A 14,377-nucleotide genomic window follows, 5' to 3' on the forward strand; every position below is an offset into this window, starting at 1 on the left:
CTGGTCCTGGAGAGATCAGGGCAGGGCGTTTTTTAATGCGTTGTCCATCACGGCCCGCCCGGCCAGAGTTGATCCGGGCCTGCCAGGGGGCGGCCGGCACACGGGAGGTGGGCGGGATGCGGGACACGCTGGTTCTGAACGCGAGCTTCGAGCCGCTGTCGACGGTGACGCTGAATCGCGCGGTGGTGCTGATTCTGCAGGACAAGGCCGTCGTCGAGCAGTCGCACCCCGGCCTCCGGATGCGCGGGGCCGCCGTGGACATACCGGTGCCCCGGGTGATCAGGCTCTGCCGGTACGTACGGGTGCCGTTCCGAAGACAGGCCCCGTGGTCCAGAAGGGGTGTGCTGGTCCGGGACCAGCACCGGTGCGCGTACTGCGGGAAGCGTGCGAGCACCGTCGACCATGTCGTGCCACGCGCCCAGGGCGGCCAGGACACCTGGCTCAATACGGTGGCCTCGTGCGCCGAGGACAACCACCGCAAAGCGGCCCGGACGCCGGAGCAGGCGGGGATGCCGCTCCTGCGGCAGCCGTTCGTGCCGTCCCCGGCGGACGCGATGCTGCTGGCACTCGGGGCCGGTGACCGGTCGGCGCTGCCGGAGTGGCTCGCGCAGTCCGCGGCGTAGCCGCCGTACGCCCGGCGCCGTGACCGAGGCCCGTCTCCGCGAGGAGGCGGGCCTCGGTCCGTCAGCGCAGCACCAGCTGGACGATGGCCGCCGTGCCGACCGTGACGATGAGGGCGCGCAGGAAGGCGGGGCTGAGCCGGCGGCCGACCTTGGCGCCGATCTGGCCGCCGAGCGCGGAGCCCACCGCGATCAGCACGACGGCCGTCCAGTCGAAGTCGGCGACGAAGAGGAAGAAGAGCGCGGCGATGCTGTTGACGATGGCCGCGAGGACGTTCTTCACGGCGTTGAGGCGCTGCATGGTGTCGTCGACGAGCATGCCCATGAGGGAGAGGTAGATGATCCCCTGGGCGGCGGTGAAGTAGCCGCCGTAGACGCTGGCGAGCGTCAGACCGATGAAGAGCAGGGGGCCGCCGTCCGGGTGGGCCGGCGTCCCGGTGCGGGCGCGCCTGGACTGGACCGCTTTGCTGATGCGCGGTTGCAGGATGACCAGGAGGAGGGCCAGCGCGACCAGGACCGGGACGATGGTCTCGAAGGCCGTGGAGGGCAGGGCCAGTAGCAGGGTGGCGCCGGTCAGGCCGCCGACGAGGGCGCCCACGGTGAGTTTGAGGACACGGGGGCGCTGGCCTTCGAGTTCCTTGCGGTAGCCGATCGCGCCGCTGATGGAGCCGGGGATCAGGCCGAGTGCGTTGGAGACGGTGGCGGTGACCGGGGGCAGGCCGGTGGCGAGCAGCACGGGGAAGGTGATCAGCGTCCCCGAACCGACGATCGTGTTGATCGTGCCTGCGCTGATCCCCGCCGCGAAGACGGCGAGCATCTCCCAGATGGACATGGCGTATCCCCCGTGCGTGATCGGTGCTTGGTGCACCGAATCATGCACGGGGGATGTACACGTCAGTCGACCGGGGGTTCCTCGCGGCGTTCCTTGCCGGTGTTGAAGCCGGGTACGCCGGAGCCGAGGTTGCCGAAGGCGCCGCTCAGGCCCTTGAGGGCGTCGCCGATCTCGCTGGGCACGATCCAGAGCTTGTTGGCGTCGCCCTCGGCGATCTTCGGCAGCATCTGGAGGTACTGGTACGACAGGAGCTTCTGGTCCGGGTCACCGGCGTGGATGGACTCGAAGACCGTACGGATGGCCTGGGCCTCGCCCTCGGCGCGCAGGGCGGCGGCCTTGGCCTCACCTTCGGCGCGCAGGATCGCCGACTGCTTCTCGCCCTCGGCGGTGAGGATCGCGGACTGGCGGGTGCCCTCGGCCTGGAGGATGGCGGCGCGCTTGTCGCGGTCGGCGCGCATCTGCTTCTCCATCGAGTCCTGGATGGAGGTGGGCGGCTCGATCGCTTTGAGCTCGACGCGGTTGACGCGGATGCCCCATTTGCCGGTGGCCTCGTCGAGGACTCCACGCAGGGCCGCGTTGATGTCCTCGCGGGAGGTGAGGGTCCGTTCCAGGTCCATGCCGCCGATGATGTTGCGCAGCGTGGTGACGGTGAGCTGCTCGATGGCCTGGATGTAGCTGGCGACCTCGTAGGTCGCGGCCCGCGCGTCGGTCACCTGGTAGTAGATGACGGTGTCGATGTTGACCACCAGGTTGTCCTGGGTGATCACGGGCTGCGGCGGGAAGGGTACGACCTGCTCGCGCAGGTCGATCCGGTTGCGGATCGAGTCGATGAACGGGACGACGATGTTCAGGCCCGCGTTCAGGGTGCGGGTGTACCGGCCGAATCGCTCGACGATGGCGGCGCTGGCCTGGGGGATGACCTGGATCGTCTTGATCAGAGCGATGAAGACGAGCACCACCAGAATGATCAGGACGATGATGATCGGTTGCATCGTTTCCTCGTGCCCTTCGGTTGATGATCGTCATCGAGTCTGTCAGAACACGCCGTGGTCCGGGGGCCGTTCGGTCACATGACGATGGCCGTCGCCCCGTCGATGTCGACCACATCGACCTGTTGGCCCGGTTCGAAGCTGATTCCGGCGTCGAGCGCGCGTGCCGACCAGACCTCTCCGGCCAGCTTGATGCGGCCGCCGGCTCCGTCCACCCGTTCCAGGACGACGGCCTGACGGCCCCTCAGGGCGTCGATGCCGGTGGCATGCTGCGGGGTACGGTCCGCGCGCTGTCTGCCCGCGATCAGACGCACCACGGCGATCAGCGCCACCGAGACGATGACGAAGACCAGGACCTGGGCGACGATTCCGCCGCCGAGGGCCGCGACCACCGCGGCGGCGACCGCCCCCACGGCGAACATGCCGAATTCGGGCATCGCGGTGAGGACGAGCGGAATGCCCAGTCCTGCCGCACCGATCAGCCACCACACCCACGCGTCGATGTCCACGTGGTCATCGTAGGTCCGCGAGCACCTCCACCGACAGGGCGCAACCGGGCCCGTACGGCGGCGAGTACGGCGGGCGGGCCGCCCTACCGGCTCAGGCGAGGGGCAGTCCCCGCGCGGTGTAGCGGTCGCCCTGGTGCTCCACGACGAGGGGCAGGCCGAAGCAGAGGGAGAGGTTGCGGGAGGTCAGCTCGGTCTCCATGGGTCCCGCGGCGAGCACCTTGCCCTGCCGGATCATCAGGACGTGGGTGAAGCCGGGGGCGATCTCCTCGACGTGGTGGGTCACCATGATCATGGAGGGGGCGTACGGGTCGCGGGCCAGCCGGCCGAGGCGCCGGACGAGGTCCTCGCGGCCGCCGAGGTCGAGGCCGGCGGCGGGCTCGTCCAGGAGGAGCAGCTCGGGGTCGGTCATCATGGCGCGGGCGATCAGGGTGCGCTTGCGCTCGCCCTCGGAGAGGGTGCCGAAGTTCCGGTCGAGGTATTCGCTCATGCCGAGCCGGTCGAGGAAGGCGCGGGCGCGGTCCTCGTCGACCTTGTCGTAGTTCTCGTTCCAGGTGGCGGTCATGCCGTAGGCGGCGGTGAGCACCGTCTGCAGGACCGTCTGGCGCCTGGGGAGCTTCTCGGCGAGGGCGACGCCCGCGATGCCGATGCGGGGGCGCAGGTCGAAGACGTCGGTGCCGACGCCGCCGAGGCGCTCGCCGAGGACGGTGACGCTGCCCTTGGTGGGGAAGAGGTAGCTGGACGCGATGTTCAGCAGGGTGGTCTTGCCGGCGCCGTTGGGGCCGAGGATGACCCAGCGTTCGCCCTCCTTGACCGACCAGGAGACGTCGTCCACCAGAGCGCGTCCGTCGCGGACCACGGATACGTCCACCAGCTCCAGTACATCGCTCATGAGCGCGTTGTCTCCCCATGCAGTGTCGAGATCGTCGCGTGCCTGTGGGCACAGCTCCCAGGGAAAACCTACGCCACCGCAGGAGTGCAAAGGGCGCTGGGCCCGTCGTCGCGAGGCGGACGGGGGGTGCGGCCGGAGCTTCTAAGCTGTCGGCATGCTTTCGGAACCACGCTCAGGGCTGCTGGCCGCTTGGGGCAACGCGCTGCTCTCGGGGCTCGTGTCGCCGGACGACGCGGCGCTCGCGATCGTCGGAGAGGACGCGGTGCACCGCGTCGAGGGGCTGCCCGGCGAGGCGGGGCCGGCCGGCCTCACGTTCGCGCTGGGGCGGCTGCGGTCGCTGGGGGTGAGCGGGTTCCGGGTGGCGCTGCCGGTGCCGGGGCATCCGCTGGGGCTGAGCGGTCCGGCCGATTTCAACGCGCGGGCGCTGGAGGCGGAGGAGGCGGTGGTCACGCACGGTGCTCCGTACGGACTGGTGCCCGAGGTGCGCGAGGCGGGGCCCGCCGGGGATCTGCACGTGGACGTGGTCTGGCACTGCCTGGCGGTACGGGAGGCTCCGCCGGCCGATGTGCCGTCGCTGGGCGAGGCGGAGCGGGAGCTGGCGGAGGCGTTGCGGGACGCGACGGCCGTGCTGTCCCGGCTCGACGTGGCCGGTTCGGGGCCGGTGGCGGAGGCGGCGGTGGACGCGTACCGGGCACGGGCCGAGCGCGGGCGCGAGGTGCTGGCCCCCGGGTATCCGCCCCGGGCGGTGCGGGTGCTGGAGCTGGCGCAGCGGGTCGGGCTGCTGGTCTCGGTGGCGTACGAGAACGGGCACGGCGGTGCGGTGAGCGCCTCGGAGATGGCGGCACGGGGCGAGGCGCTGCGGCCGGTGGAGCGGGTGGCCCGGCGGGCGCAGGTGGCGGCGTACAACGCGTATGTGGAGGAGCGGGCGCGCTGAGAGCTGTCCCGTGGTAATCCGTGGCGGGCGCGGAGATCCGCCGGACAGGCCCTAGTCCTGTCCGGCGGCCCCGTGGCGGACGGCCCACAGGGCGGCCTGGGTGCGGTCCGAGAGGTCCAGCTTCATCAGGATGTTCGAGACATGGGTCTTGACGGTCTTCTCGGACAGGACCAGGGCCCGTGCGATCTCCCGGTTGGACCGGCCGTCGGCGATCAGGCCGAGGACTTCCCGCTCCCGTTCGGTCAGGGTGCTCCCCCGGCCGGTTCCCGAGCCCGGCTCGTCCTGGGCCAGCAGCGCCCCGGCCACCTCGGGCTGGAGCAGGACGTGCCCGGCGTGCACCGAGCGGATGGCGCCGGCCAGCGCGTCGGGGTCGACGTCCTTGTACACGTAGCCGGAGGCGCCGGCGCGCAGGGCGGGGACGACCGTGCGCTGTTCGGTGAAGCTGGTGACGATCAGCACCTTGGCCGGGTTCGCCAGTTCGCGGAGCCTGCGCAGCGCCTCGATGCCGTCGGTGCCGGGCATCTTGATGTCCATCAGCACCACGTCGGGCCGCAGCTCCTCGGTCCTGGCCACGCCCTCGGCGCCGTCGGACGCCTCGCCGACGACCTCGATGTCGTCCTGGATCTCCAGGAAGGTCCGCAGGCCGCGGCGGACCACCTGGTGGTCGTCCACCAGCAGCACCCTGATGATCGTGTCAGCCACCGGGTATCTCCATCTCGATCGTGGTGCCCCTGCCGGGTTCGGATTCGACGGTGAGCCGGCCGCCGACGCCGCTCGCCCGGTCCCGCATGGATACCAGGCCCAGATGGCGCCCGGCCTGGCGGGTGGCCGCGGGTTCGAAGCCCCGGCCGTCGTCGGTGATCCGCAGCACGGTGGAGCCGTCTCGGCGGGCGAGGGTGACATCGACGTGCGCGGCGCCGGAGTGGCGCAGGGCGTTGTGCAGGGCCTCCTGGGAGACCCGCAGCAGCGCCTCCTCCTGGGCGGCGGGCAGGGCGCGGACGCCCGAGCCGGTGAAGGTGACGCGGGCGCTGTGGGCCCGGTCCAGGACCTGGATCTGGGTACGGAGGGTGGCGACGAGGCCGTCCTCGTCCAGGGCGGCCGGGCGCAGCTCCACGACGGCGGCGCGCAGCTCGTCCACGGCCTCGGCGGCCAGTGCGGCGACCTGCTGGAGCTCGCCCTTGGCGCGGGCCGGGTCGCGGTCGACGAGGGCGGCGGCGGCCTGGGCGGTGAGGCGGAGCGAGAAGAGCTTCTGGCTGACCGCGTCGTGGAGCTCGTGGGCGAGGCGGGAGCGTTCCTCGGCGATGGTGAGCTCGCGGCTGCGCTCGTAGAGCCGGGCGTTGGTGAGGGCTATCGCGGCGTGCTGGGCGAGGATCGAGAGCAGTTCCTCGTCCTCGGCGGTGAAGCCGCAGCTGCCTTCGGGCTTGGGGCACCTCTTGTTGGCGAGGAAGAGCGCGCCGATGGTCTCGTCGCCGTCCCGGATGGGCAGGCCGAGGAAGTCGGACATGTCGGGGTGGGCGCTGGGCCAGCCCTCGAAGCGCGGGTCCTTGCGGACGTCGGCCAGCCGCTCGGGCTTCGCGCCGTGGAGCATCGCGGCGAGGATGCCGTGCTGCCGGGGCAGCGGTCCGATGGCCTTCCACTGCTCGTCGCTCACGCCGTCGACGACGAACTGGGCGAAGCCGCCGTGGTCGTCGGGGACCCCGAGGGCGGCGTATTCGGCGTCCAGGAGTTCGCGGGCCGAGGCGACGATCGTCTTCAGGACGTCCCGTACCTCCAGGTGGCGGCTCATGGCGAGCAGCGCGGCGCTGACGGCTGCGAGGCCCGAGGGTGGGCGGTGGCTCATGGCCTCACCGTACCGGCGCCCTCCCGGCCCCGTATCGGGCTGCGGACGGCCGTGGGCCGGGGCGTGAGGACTAGGACCGGAGACCCGGGCCCGAGCTGCGCATCCCTGTCCGCCACCTCTTTCCGGAACGTCACATTCCGCATTGCTGGCGCAACACATGGTGATTCCGTTACCCGCCCGATGTGAGGCCGCGCATAGGGCCCACGTCACTTACGAAGCTACCTAGTGGAGCAAAAAGGGCGATTTGGGTGGTCTTGACCTGGGATGCCGTGGTGCGAACAGTGCGGTAATCCACTATCCGGCTTCGTACGTCACACCTTTGCCATGGCATTTTGCCGGCGCTAAGAATTGCTCTCGTCCCCGACGGAGATGCGTAGCCGCTCCCGTCTTCGTCCTCCGTGAGGACCCCCGCGAATACGAAGAGGTAAGCCTGTATGTCCGCGTCCCGCATCACCGGCCGTCTCCGCCGCCTGAACAAGACCCAGAAGCTCTCCGCCGCCGGCGTGTCCGCCGTCGCCGCCGCTGCCCTCTCCTTGTCCCTGGTGCCCGGTAACGCCGAGGCCGAGACCGAGCCCCAGGCACTCTCCGCTGCTCCGGTCATCTTCGACTCCGCCGCCTCCAAGCAGACCAAGGCCATCCAGGACAGCCTCATCGAGCAGCACTCGACCGCCGAGAAGCTGGTCAAGGCCGCCGACGCCGCCAAGGCCAAGAAGGCCTCCGCGGTGAAGGAGAAGGCCGAGGCGAAGGCCAAGAAAGCCAAGCTGAAGAAGGCGAAGGCCAAGGCCCGCAAGGCCGCCGCCTCGCGCGGCGACCAGTCCGCGAGCCGCTCGTCCGCCCGTACGCACGCCTTCGGGAACAACCTGGACGGCTGGATCAAGGAATCCCTGTCCATCATGAAGGCCAAGGGCATCCCGGGCACCTACGAGGGCCTGCACCGCAACATCATCCGTGAGTCCAGCGGCAACCCGAACGCCATCAACGACTGGGACATCAACGCGATCAACGGTGTTCCGTCGATCGGTCTGCTCCAGATCATCAAGCCGACGTTCGACTACTACCACGTCTCCGGCACCCCGCACACGCAGTACGACCCGGTCGCCAACATCACCGCGTCGGCCAACTACGCCGCCGACAAGTACGGCTCGATCGACAACGTCAACAGCGCGTACTGATCCGCAGCGATCCGTACGCCGACGGCACATGCCGAAGGGCGGCACCCCGCGTGGGGTGCCGCCCTCCGGCGTGCGTACGGCCCGGTTACTTGCGCATGACCTCGGGCTCGTGGCGGCGCAGCAGCCGTGCGACCGCGAAGCCGCAGATGACGCCGAGGAAGAGCAGCACCGTGATGTTGATCCCCCACTGGCTCGCCGAGTGCTCCCACAGCGGGTCCAGGTCCGTGGGGTTGTTCTGGTCCCACGGCGGCATGAGGTGGGCGAGGTCGAGCGTCGTGCCCGCGCCCGCGATCGCCCAGCGGGACGGCATCAGCCAGGCGAACTGCTCCAGGCCGGGCGATCCGTAGACCTGGAAGAGGATGCCGGTGAAGACGACCTGGACGATCGCGAACATGACCAGCAGCGGCATGGTCTTCTCGGAGGTCTTCACCAGCGAGGAGATGACCAGGCCGAACATCATCGAGGTGAAGCCGAGCGCGATGATCGTCAGGCAGATCTCGACGGCCGGCGGCATGATCAGGCCCTCGGCCGGCAGGTCGCGGGTGGCGAAGCCGATGCCGCAGATGATGACGCCCTGGATCGCGGTGATCACGCCGAGGACGATGACCTTGGACATCAGGTAGGCGGAGCGGGAGAGGCCGGTGGCCCGTTCCCGTTCGTAGATGACGCGTTCCTTGATCAGTTCGCGTACGGAGTTGGCCGCGGCCGAGAAGGTCATGCCGATCACCAGGATCAGCATGATTGTTCCGGCGTCGCTGTTGAACTTGTGCGGCGGCTTGGGCGGGGCGAGGCCGTAGTCCGACGGGATGACCACGCTGACGATGCCGAGCACCGCGGGCAGGATCACCATCAGGCCCATGAAGCCCTTGTCGGACGCGATCACCGAGACGTAGCGGCGCATCAGCGTCCACAGCTGCGTCCCCCAGCCCTGCGGCTTCGGCGGGCGCATCTGCTGCGGCGGCGGCATGTGCACGGACTGCACGGCGACGGCGTCGATGTCGGCGGCGTACATCTGGTAGTGCTGCGAGCCGCGCCAGCGGCCCGACCAGTCGTAGTCGCGGTAGTTCTCGAACGCCGAGAAGACGTCGGCCCAGCTGGTGTAGCCGAAGAAGTTCAGCGCCTCGTCCGGCGGGCCGAAGTAGGCCACGGCGCCGCCCGGCGCCATCACCAGGAGCTTGTCGCAGATGGCCAGCTCGGCCACCGAGTGCGTGACGACCAGGACCGTGCGGCCGTCGTCGGCCAGGCCGCGCAGCAGCTGCATGACGTCGCGGTCCATGCCCGGGTCGAGGCCCGAGGTGGGCTCGTCCAGGAAGATCAGCGACGGCTTGGTGAGCAGTTCGAGCGCCACGGAGACGCGCTTGCGCTGGCCGCCGGAGAGCGAGGTGACCTTCTTGTCCTTGTGGACGTCGAGCTTGAGCTCGGCGAGGACCTCGTGGATGCGGGACTGGCGCTCGGCCTCGGTGGTGTCCGCGGGGAAGCGGAGCTTGGCCGCGTACTTGAGGGCGCGGGTGACGGTCAGTTCCTTGTGCAGGATGTCGTCCTGCGGGACCAGGCCGATGCGCTGGCGCAGCTCGGCGAACTGCTTGTAGAGGTTCCGGTTGTCGTAGAGGACGTCGCCCTGGTTGGCGGGCCGGTAGCCGGTGAGCGCCTTGAGCAGGGTGGACTTTCCGGAGCCGGACGGGCCGATGACGCCGATCAGCGACTTCTCCGGGACGCCGAAGGAGACGTCCTTGAGGATCTGCTTGCCGCCGTCGACCGTCACCGTGAGGTGGCGGGCCGCGAAGGAGACCTCGCCGGTGTCGACGAACTCCTCCAGCCGGTCGCCGACGAGCCGGAACGTGGAGTGGCCGACGCCGACGATGTCGTTCGGGCCGATGAGGGCCGAGCCGGACTTGGAGAGCGGCTGGCCGTTGACGTACGTGCCGTTGTGCGATCCGAGGTCCCGGATCTCGAAGCGGCCGTCCGGGGTGGCGTGGAATTCGGCGTGGTGCCGGGAGACCTGGAGGTCGGAGACGACCAGCTCGTTCTCCAGGGCACGGCCGATCCGCATGACCCGGCCGAGCGCCAGCTGGTGGAACGTGGTCGGGCTGCGGTCCCCGTACACCGGGGGCGTCCCGGCGGGAGCGCCGGCTCCCGGTCCGGGCGGGCCCTGTGCCATGCCCTGCTGCTGCGGCACATGGGGCTGCTGCGGCTGCTGCGGCTGCTGCCAGCCCTGCTGCGGGCCGGGGCCCTGCTGGGGCCGCTGCGGCGGGGCCTGCTGCGGCTGGACGGGTGCGGCGGCGCCCCCGGCGGCCTGTCCGCTGTACACACCGGCGCCGCTGAAGGCGAGCCGGGGCCCGTCGGTGGCGTTGCCCAGGTTCACGGTGGAGCCGGCCGCGAGCTCCACCTGCTGGATCCGCTGACCGTGCAGGTACGTGCCGTTGGTGCTGCCGTGGTCCTCGATGGACCAACTGCGGCCGTTCCAGCTGATCGTGGCGTGCCGCCACGACACCCTGGCGTCGTCGATCGTCATGTCCCCCTGCGGATCACGTCCCAGGGTGTACGACCTGGACGGATCGAGCGTCCAGGTCCTGCCATTCAATTCCAGTACGAGTTCCGGCACTCCGCGCCCCACCTAGTTGTCCCCCGTGTTACCCCCGTTGCAGGGAGTCTAGGGATGCTGAACATCGTGGGGAACTATTCCAGGACCCGTCCCCGATACGAAAGCCGGGCGGCGCAGGGTGACCTCACCGAGACCTGCATAGCGTGGCCAAAGGGACGGACCGGTGCGTGCGGGACGCGCTGTCCGGCACTCGGGACGGGCTGCCGGGGGCGGCGCGCGGACCGATACGGTGGGAGGCACCATGAGCGCATCGCAGCCCCTTGAGTCCTCCCCGTCTCCTGAGCCTCCCGTAACACCGCAGGGTCCGGACATTCCGACCCTTCTGGTGAAGATCTTCGGGAAGGACCGCCCCGGGATCACCGCGGGCCTCTTCGACACCCTCGCCGCGTACTCGGTCGATGTCGTGGACATCGAGCAGGTCGTCACGCGTGGCCGTATCGTCCTGTGCGCGCTGGTCACCGCGCCCACCGCGGGCGGGACCACCGAGGGCGACCTGCGGGCCACCGTGCACAGCTGGGCCGAGTCGCTGAAGCTCCAGGCCGAGATCATCTCCGGTACGGGTGACAACCGGCCGCGCGGCTACGGCCGTTCCCATGTCACGGTGCTCGGGCACCCGCTGACCGCGGAGTCGACCGCCGCCATAGCGGCCCGGATCACCTCGACCGGCGGCAACATCGACCGCGTCTTCCGGCTGGCGAAGTATCCGGTCACCGCGGTCGAGTTCGCGGTGTCCGGTACGGGGACCGAGGAGCTGCGCAGCGCGCTGGCGCCGGAGGCCGCGGGTATCGGCGTGGACGTGGCGGTCGTCTCGGCCGGGCTGAGCCGCCGGGCGCAGCGGCTCGTGGTGATGGACGTCGACTCGACGCTGATCCAGGACGAGGTGATCGAGCTCTTCGCGGCCCATGCCGGCTGCGAGGCCGAGGTCGCCGAGGTGACCGAGCGGGCGATGCGGGGCGAGCTGGACTTCGAGCAGTCGCTGCACGCCCGGGTGGCGCTGCTGGCGGGGCTCGACGTGTCGGTGGTGGACAAGGTCCGCTCCGAGGTGCGGCTGACGCCGGGCGCCCGGACGCTGATCCGTACGCTGAAGCGGCTCGGCTACCAAGTGGGGGTGGTCTCGGGCGGGTTCACGCAGGTGACCGACGATCTGAAGGAGCGCCTGGGGCTCGACTTCGCCTCTGCCAACACGCTGGAGGTCGTCGACGGAAAGCTCACGGGCCGGGTGACCGGGGACATCGTCGACCGGGCGGGCAAGGCCCGGCTGCTGCGGAGCTTCGCCGCCGAGGCGGGGGTGCCGCTGGCGCAGACGGTGGCGATCGGCGACGGGGCCAATGACCTGGACATGCTGAACACGGCCGGGCTCGGGGTCGCCTTCAACGCCAAGCCGGTGGTCCGCGAGGCCGCGCACACGGCGGTGAACGTGCCGTTCCTGGACACCGTGCTCTACCTGCTCGGCGTCACCCGCGAGGAGGTGGAGGCGGCCGACGGCCTGGTCGAGTAGCCTCCCTCCCCCGCCGGGAAAGCGGACAGGGCCCCGGCGCGCACCTCGCGGTGTGCGCCGGGGCCCTGTGCGTACGCGTGGCCGGTCAGTCGTTGGGGGTCCAGTAGGCGGTGAGCCGGCCGACGCCGTGCTCCACGGTCTTCCAGGGGCCGGAGAACTCCACGACGGCGAAGGCCGCGGTCGGAAAGCCGCCGCGGGCCAGCCGGGCGAGCGCGTCGCCCTCGCTGCTGCCGGAGAGGGCGTCCGCGAGGGCGTGCATGCCGGGGTTGTGGCCGATGACCAGCAGGTTGGAGACGTCGTCCGGGGTCTCGTCGACCAGAGCGATCAGTTCGCCGAGCGAGGCCTCGTAGATCCGCTCCTCGTACACGGTTTTCGGGCGCTGCGGCATCTCGTGCACGGCCAGCTTCCACGTCTCACGCGTTCTGACGGCGGTCGAGCAGAGGGCCAGATCGAAGACGATCCCCGAATCGGCGAGTTTGCGGCCCGCCACGGGGGCGTCCGTGCGGCCGCGCTCGGCGAGGGGCCGCTCGTGGTCGGACTCCTGCGACCATTCCGCCTTGGCATGCCTGAGAAGGACGATCCTGCGAGATGTATCGGCGCTCATACATCTCAGCTTCGCATGAAATGTGCCAGCTGGCGCAGGGTGTTGGAGCCTTCTCCCGGGAGCCTCACCGCCCCGGGCGCCGGGCGTCAGCGGACCAGCAGCTCCACGATTCGCTGGAGCAACTGGCCGGTCGACGAGTCTCCGGTGGCGGCGTGCGCCTGGCCCGGTCCGGCGATCAGGAGCAGGAGCGCGGCGAAGGCGACGGCGGGCAGCGCGATGGCCCACCACGGCAGCCGGACATCGACGCTGCTCGCATCCGGCTGGGTGGTCCGGGGGTGCGTACGGGCCGGCATGTCCGCCTCCGTGGGTGGTCGGTTCTGGTACTCAGAACCTACGGATGCGGAGGCGCCGCTCCCATCCGGTGACCCACCCACTTCACCCTGACCCTGGCCCCCTAGGGGACGGTGGTGCTAGCCCCACCCCCGCCGCCGGGCGGCGTCACGGGGAGGCGATGGAGGCGATGACTCCGACGACGACCGTGATCAGCAGCATCGCCCCGAAGACGAGGAGCAGCTTCTTCTGACCGTTCTGGGGATTCGGATCGAGCACAGGTGACATGGCCCCAGTCTCGCATCTCAGGATTCGTCCTCGATCGTCCGGTCCCGGCCGGCCAGGATGCCCGCGGCCATCTGCGGCACCATGAGGGCGGCCATCAGCGCGATGGGCAGCCCCCAGCCCCCGCTGTGCTGGTAGAGGACGCCGACCAGGAGCGGGCCGGGGATCGAGATCAGGTAGCCGGTGGACTGGGCGAACGCGGACAGCCGGACCACGCCGGCGCCGCTGCGGGCCCGCATGCCGATCATGGTGAGGGCGAGCGGGAAGGCGCAGTTGGAGATGCCCAGGAGCAGCGCCCAGGCCCAGGCACCGCCGGACGGGGCCAGGTAGAGGCCCGCGTAGCCGGCGAGGCCGCAGGCGCCGAGGACGACGACGATCGGGCCCTGGTTCTTCATCCGGGCGGCGACGCGCGGGATCACGAAGGCGAGCGGGACGCCCATGGCCATGGTGAGCGCGAGCAGGACGCCCGCCGTGCCGGCGGAGACCCCGGCGTCGCGGAAGATCTGGGGCATCCAGCCCATGGTGATGTAGGCGGCGGTGGCCTGGAGGCCGAAGAAGCAGGCGAGGGCCCAGGCGGTGCGGCTGCGGGTGATCCGGAGGGCGGCCGCCTGCGGCAGGCGGGCACCGGACCGCGCCTCGGCCGCGGGCGTGCCCCGGTCGGCCGCGGGCTGTCCCCGGTCACCGGACCGGTTCCGTACGTGCGGGAGCCAGGGCAGGATCGCGGCGGCGGCCAGGACGGCCCAGATGCCGAGGCCGGCCTTCCAGCTGCCGCCCATGGCGTCGGTCAGGGGCACGGTCACGGCGGCGGCCAGCGAGGTGCCGAGGGCCAGGGCCATGGAGTAGAGCCCGGTCATGGAGCCGACGCGGTCGGGGAACCAGCGCTTGACGATGACCGGCATCAGGACGTTGCTGACGGCGATGCCCATGAGGGCCAGGGCGCTGGCGGCGAGGAAGCCCGCGGTGCCGCCGATCAGGGGCCGGATCACCAGGCCCGCGGTGATGGCGACCATGCCCGCGCAGACCACCGCGCCGGGCCCGAAGCGGCGGGCCAGCCGGGGTGCCATGACGCCGAAGACCGCGAAGCACAGCGGCGGTACGGAGGTGAGGACACCGGCCACGCTGCCGCTCATGTGCAGCCCGTCCCGGACCTCTTCGAGGAGGGCGCCGAGGCTGGTGATGGCGGGGCGGAGGTTGAGCGCGGTGAGGACGAGCGCGATCGCCACCAGGCGCAGCGTCCACGGCGATGTGCCGGTCCGCCGGGCGGGGGCTGCCGGGGTGGTGGGGCTCAGGGTCCCGGTGGCGGTCTGGGGAATGGTTTCGTCGTCACGCATGA

At 70.7% G+C, this 14,377-nt stretch carries 15 protein-coding genes; 4 read left to right on the top strand and 11 right to left on the bottom strand.

The genetic code is table 11. The features are described from left to right. Positions 1 to 116 precede the first annotated feature (116 nt). Positions 117 to 623, top strand: coding sequence for an HNH endonuclease (locus P8A18_RS06030; RefSeq protein WP_018553384.1), 507 nt, complete (start codon positions 117 to 119; stop codon positions 621 to 623). A 61-nt stretch (positions 624 to 684) separates the two neighbouring features. On the opposite strand, the gene P8A18_RS06035 is transcribed toward P8A18_RS06030, so the two are convergent. The 4 genes from P8A18_RS06035 to P8A18_RS06050 form a co-directional block, all read right to left on the bottom strand. Continuing rightward, entirely contained in the window at positions 685 to 1,452 is a 768-nt protein-coding gene (locus tag P8A18_RS06035) for a sulfite exporter TauE/SafE family protein (protein ID WP_306052408.1), read from the bottom strand. 62 nt (positions 1,453 to 1,514) lie between these two features. Continuing rightward, entirely contained in the window at positions 1,515 to 2,444 is a 930-nt protein-coding gene (locus P8A18_RS06040) for an SPFH domain-containing protein (protein WP_306052410.1), read from the bottom strand. Between the two features lie 74 nt (positions 2,445 to 2,518). Next, on the bottom strand, positions 2,519 to 2,950 hold the full coding sequence (locus tag P8A18_RS06045) for an NfeD family protein (protein WP_306052412.1): 432 nt from the start codon (positions 2,948 to 2,950) through the stop codon (positions 2,519 to 2,521). Positions 2,951 to 3,041: 91 nt separating this feature from the next. Beyond that, complete coding sequence (locus tag P8A18_RS06050) at positions 3,042 to 3,839, bottom strand: ABC transporter ATP-binding protein (RefSeq protein WP_306052414.1); 798 nt, start codon at positions 3,837 to 3,839, stop codon at positions 3,042 to 3,044. A gap of 154 nt (positions 3,840 to 3,993) precedes the next feature. On the opposite strand from P8A18_RS06050, the gene P8A18_RS06055 reads away from it, so the two are divergent. After that, on the top strand, positions 3,994 to 4,773 hold the full coding sequence (locus P8A18_RS06055; protein WP_306052416.1) for an Rv1486c family protein: 780 nt from the start codon (positions 3,994 to 3,996) through the stop codon (positions 4,771 to 4,773). 51 nt (positions 4,774 to 4,824) lie between these two features. Here P8A18_RS06055 and P8A18_RS06060 read toward each other — a convergent pair whose 3' ends face one another. Together P8A18_RS06060 and P8A18_RS06065 are read right to left on the bottom strand one after the other, a co-directional pair. Continuing rightward, entirely contained in the window at positions 4,825 to 5,475 is a 651-nt protein-coding gene (locus P8A18_RS06060) for a response regulator (RefSeq protein WP_306052418.1), read from the bottom strand. Next, the gene (locus P8A18_RS06065; protein ID WP_306052420.1) at positions 5,468 to 6,613 is read right to left on the bottom strand and encodes a GAF domain-containing sensor histidine kinase; all 1,146 of its coding nucleotides are present in this window, start codon (positions 6,611 to 6,613) and stop codon (positions 5,468 to 5,470) included. The genes P8A18_RS06060 and P8A18_RS06065 overlap by 8 nt, the downstream gene beginning before the upstream one ends. Positions 6,614 to 7,047: 434 nt before the next feature. Between P8A18_RS06065 and P8A18_RS06070 the strand changes: the two genes are divergently transcribed. Further along, positions 7,048 to 7,785 carry a transglycosylase SLT domain-containing protein gene (locus P8A18_RS06070; RefSeq protein ID WP_306052422.1) on the top strand — a complete coding sequence of 246 codons (738 nt, stop codon included), beginning with the start codon at positions 7,048 to 7,050 and terminating at the stop codon, positions 7,783 to 7,785. 85 nt (positions 7,786 to 7,870) lie between these two features. Here P8A18_RS06070 and P8A18_RS06075 read toward each other — a convergent pair whose 3' ends face one another. After that, positions 7,871 to 10,399: an ABC transporter ATP-binding protein/permease gene (locus P8A18_RS06075; protein ID WP_306052424.1), complete on the bottom strand. Its 2,529-nt coding sequence runs from the start codon at positions 10,397 to 10,399 to the stop codon at positions 7,871 to 7,873. A 229-nt stretch (positions 10,400 to 10,628) separates the two neighbouring features. Here P8A18_RS06075 and serB point away from each other — a divergent pair, with 229 nt between their 5' ends. Continuing rightward, a complete protein-coding gene (gene serB / locus P8A18_RS06080; protein ID WP_306052426.1) occupies positions 10,629 to 11,885 on the top strand; it encodes a phosphoserine phosphatase SerB in 1,257 nt (418 codons plus the stop codon). Between the two features lie 85 nt (positions 11,886 to 11,970). Here the strand turns inward: serB and P8A18_RS06085 are convergent, their stop codons facing one another. From P8A18_RS06085 to P8A18_RS06100, 4 genes are all read right to left on the bottom strand, one after another. Continuing rightward, complete coding sequence (locus tag P8A18_RS06085) at positions 11,971 to 12,489, bottom strand: SixA phosphatase family protein (RefSeq protein ID WP_306052428.1); 519 nt, start codon at positions 12,487 to 12,489, stop codon at positions 11,971 to 11,973. Positions 12,490 to 12,575: 86 nt separating this feature from the next. Next, the gene (locus P8A18_RS06090; protein ID WP_306052430.1) at positions 12,576 to 12,782 is read right to left on the bottom strand and encodes a hypothetical protein; all 207 of its coding nucleotides are present in this window, start codon (positions 12,780 to 12,782) and stop codon (positions 12,576 to 12,578) included. A gap of 145 nt (positions 12,783 to 12,927) precedes the next feature. Next, positions 12,928 to 13,038 (bottom strand): SGM_5486 family transporter-associated protein, encoded by a 111-nt coding sequence (locus P8A18_RS06095; RefSeq protein WP_018553371.1) that lies wholly within the window; start codon positions 13,036 to 13,038, stop codon positions 12,928 to 12,930. Positions 13,039 to 13,064: 26 nt separating this feature from the next. Continuing rightward, on the bottom strand, positions 13,065 to 14,375 hold the full coding sequence (locus P8A18_RS06100) for a CynX/NimT family MFS transporter (RefSeq protein WP_306052432.1): 1,311 nt from the start codon (positions 14,373 to 14,375) through the stop codon (positions 13,065 to 13,067). Positions 14,376 to 14,377: the final 2 nt, after the last annotated feature.

The sequence above is a fragment of the Streptomyces sp. Mut1 genome, assembly GCF_030719295.1.
In the GTDB taxonomy this organism is placed as follows: domain Bacteria; phylum Actinomycetota; class Actinomycetes; order Streptomycetales; family Streptomycetaceae; genus Streptomyces; species Streptomyces castrisilvae.

Coding starts and splice junctions, on each gene's coding strand:
- P8A18_RS06030 (WP_018553384.1), top strand. CDS start 117: ATGCGGGACACGCTGGTTCTGAACGCGAGCTTCGAGCCGCTGTCGACG.
- P8A18_RS06035 (WP_306052408.1), bottom strand. CDS start 1,452: ATGTCCATCTGGGAGATGCTCGCCGTCTTCGCGGCGGGGATCAGCGCA.
- P8A18_RS06040 (WP_306052410.1), bottom strand. CDS start 2,444: ATGCAACCGATCATCATCGTCCTGATCATTCTGGTGGTGCTCGTCTTC.
- P8A18_RS06050 (WP_306052414.1), bottom strand. CDS start 3,839: ATGAGCGATGTACTGGAGCTGGTGGACGTATCCGTGGTCCGCGACGGA.
- P8A18_RS06055 (WP_306052416.1), top strand. CDS start 3,994: ATGCTTTCGGAACCACGCTCAGGGCTGCTGGCCGCTTGGGGCAACGCG.
- P8A18_RS06065 (WP_306052420.1), bottom strand. CDS start 6,613: ATGAGCCACCGCCCACCCTCGGGCCTCGCAGCCGTCAGCGCCGCGCTG.
- P8A18_RS06070 (WP_306052422.1), top strand. CDS start 7,048: ATGTCCGCGTCCCGCATCACCGGCCGTCTCCGCCGCCTGAACAAGACC.
- serB (WP_306052426.1), top strand. CDS start 10,629: ATGAGCGCATCGCAGCCCCTTGAGTCCTCCCCGTCTCCTGAGCCTCCC.
- P8A18_RS06085 (WP_306052428.1), bottom strand. CDS start 12,489: ATGAGCGCCGATACATCTCGCAGGATCGTCCTTCTCAGGCATGCCAAG.
- P8A18_RS06090 (WP_306052430.1), bottom strand. CDS start 12,782: ATGCCGGCCCGTACGCACCCCCGGACCACCCAGCCGGATGCGAGCAGC.
- P8A18_RS06100 (WP_306052432.1), bottom strand. CDS start 14,375: ATGCGTGACGACGAAACCATTCCCCAGACCGCCACCGGGACCCTGAGC.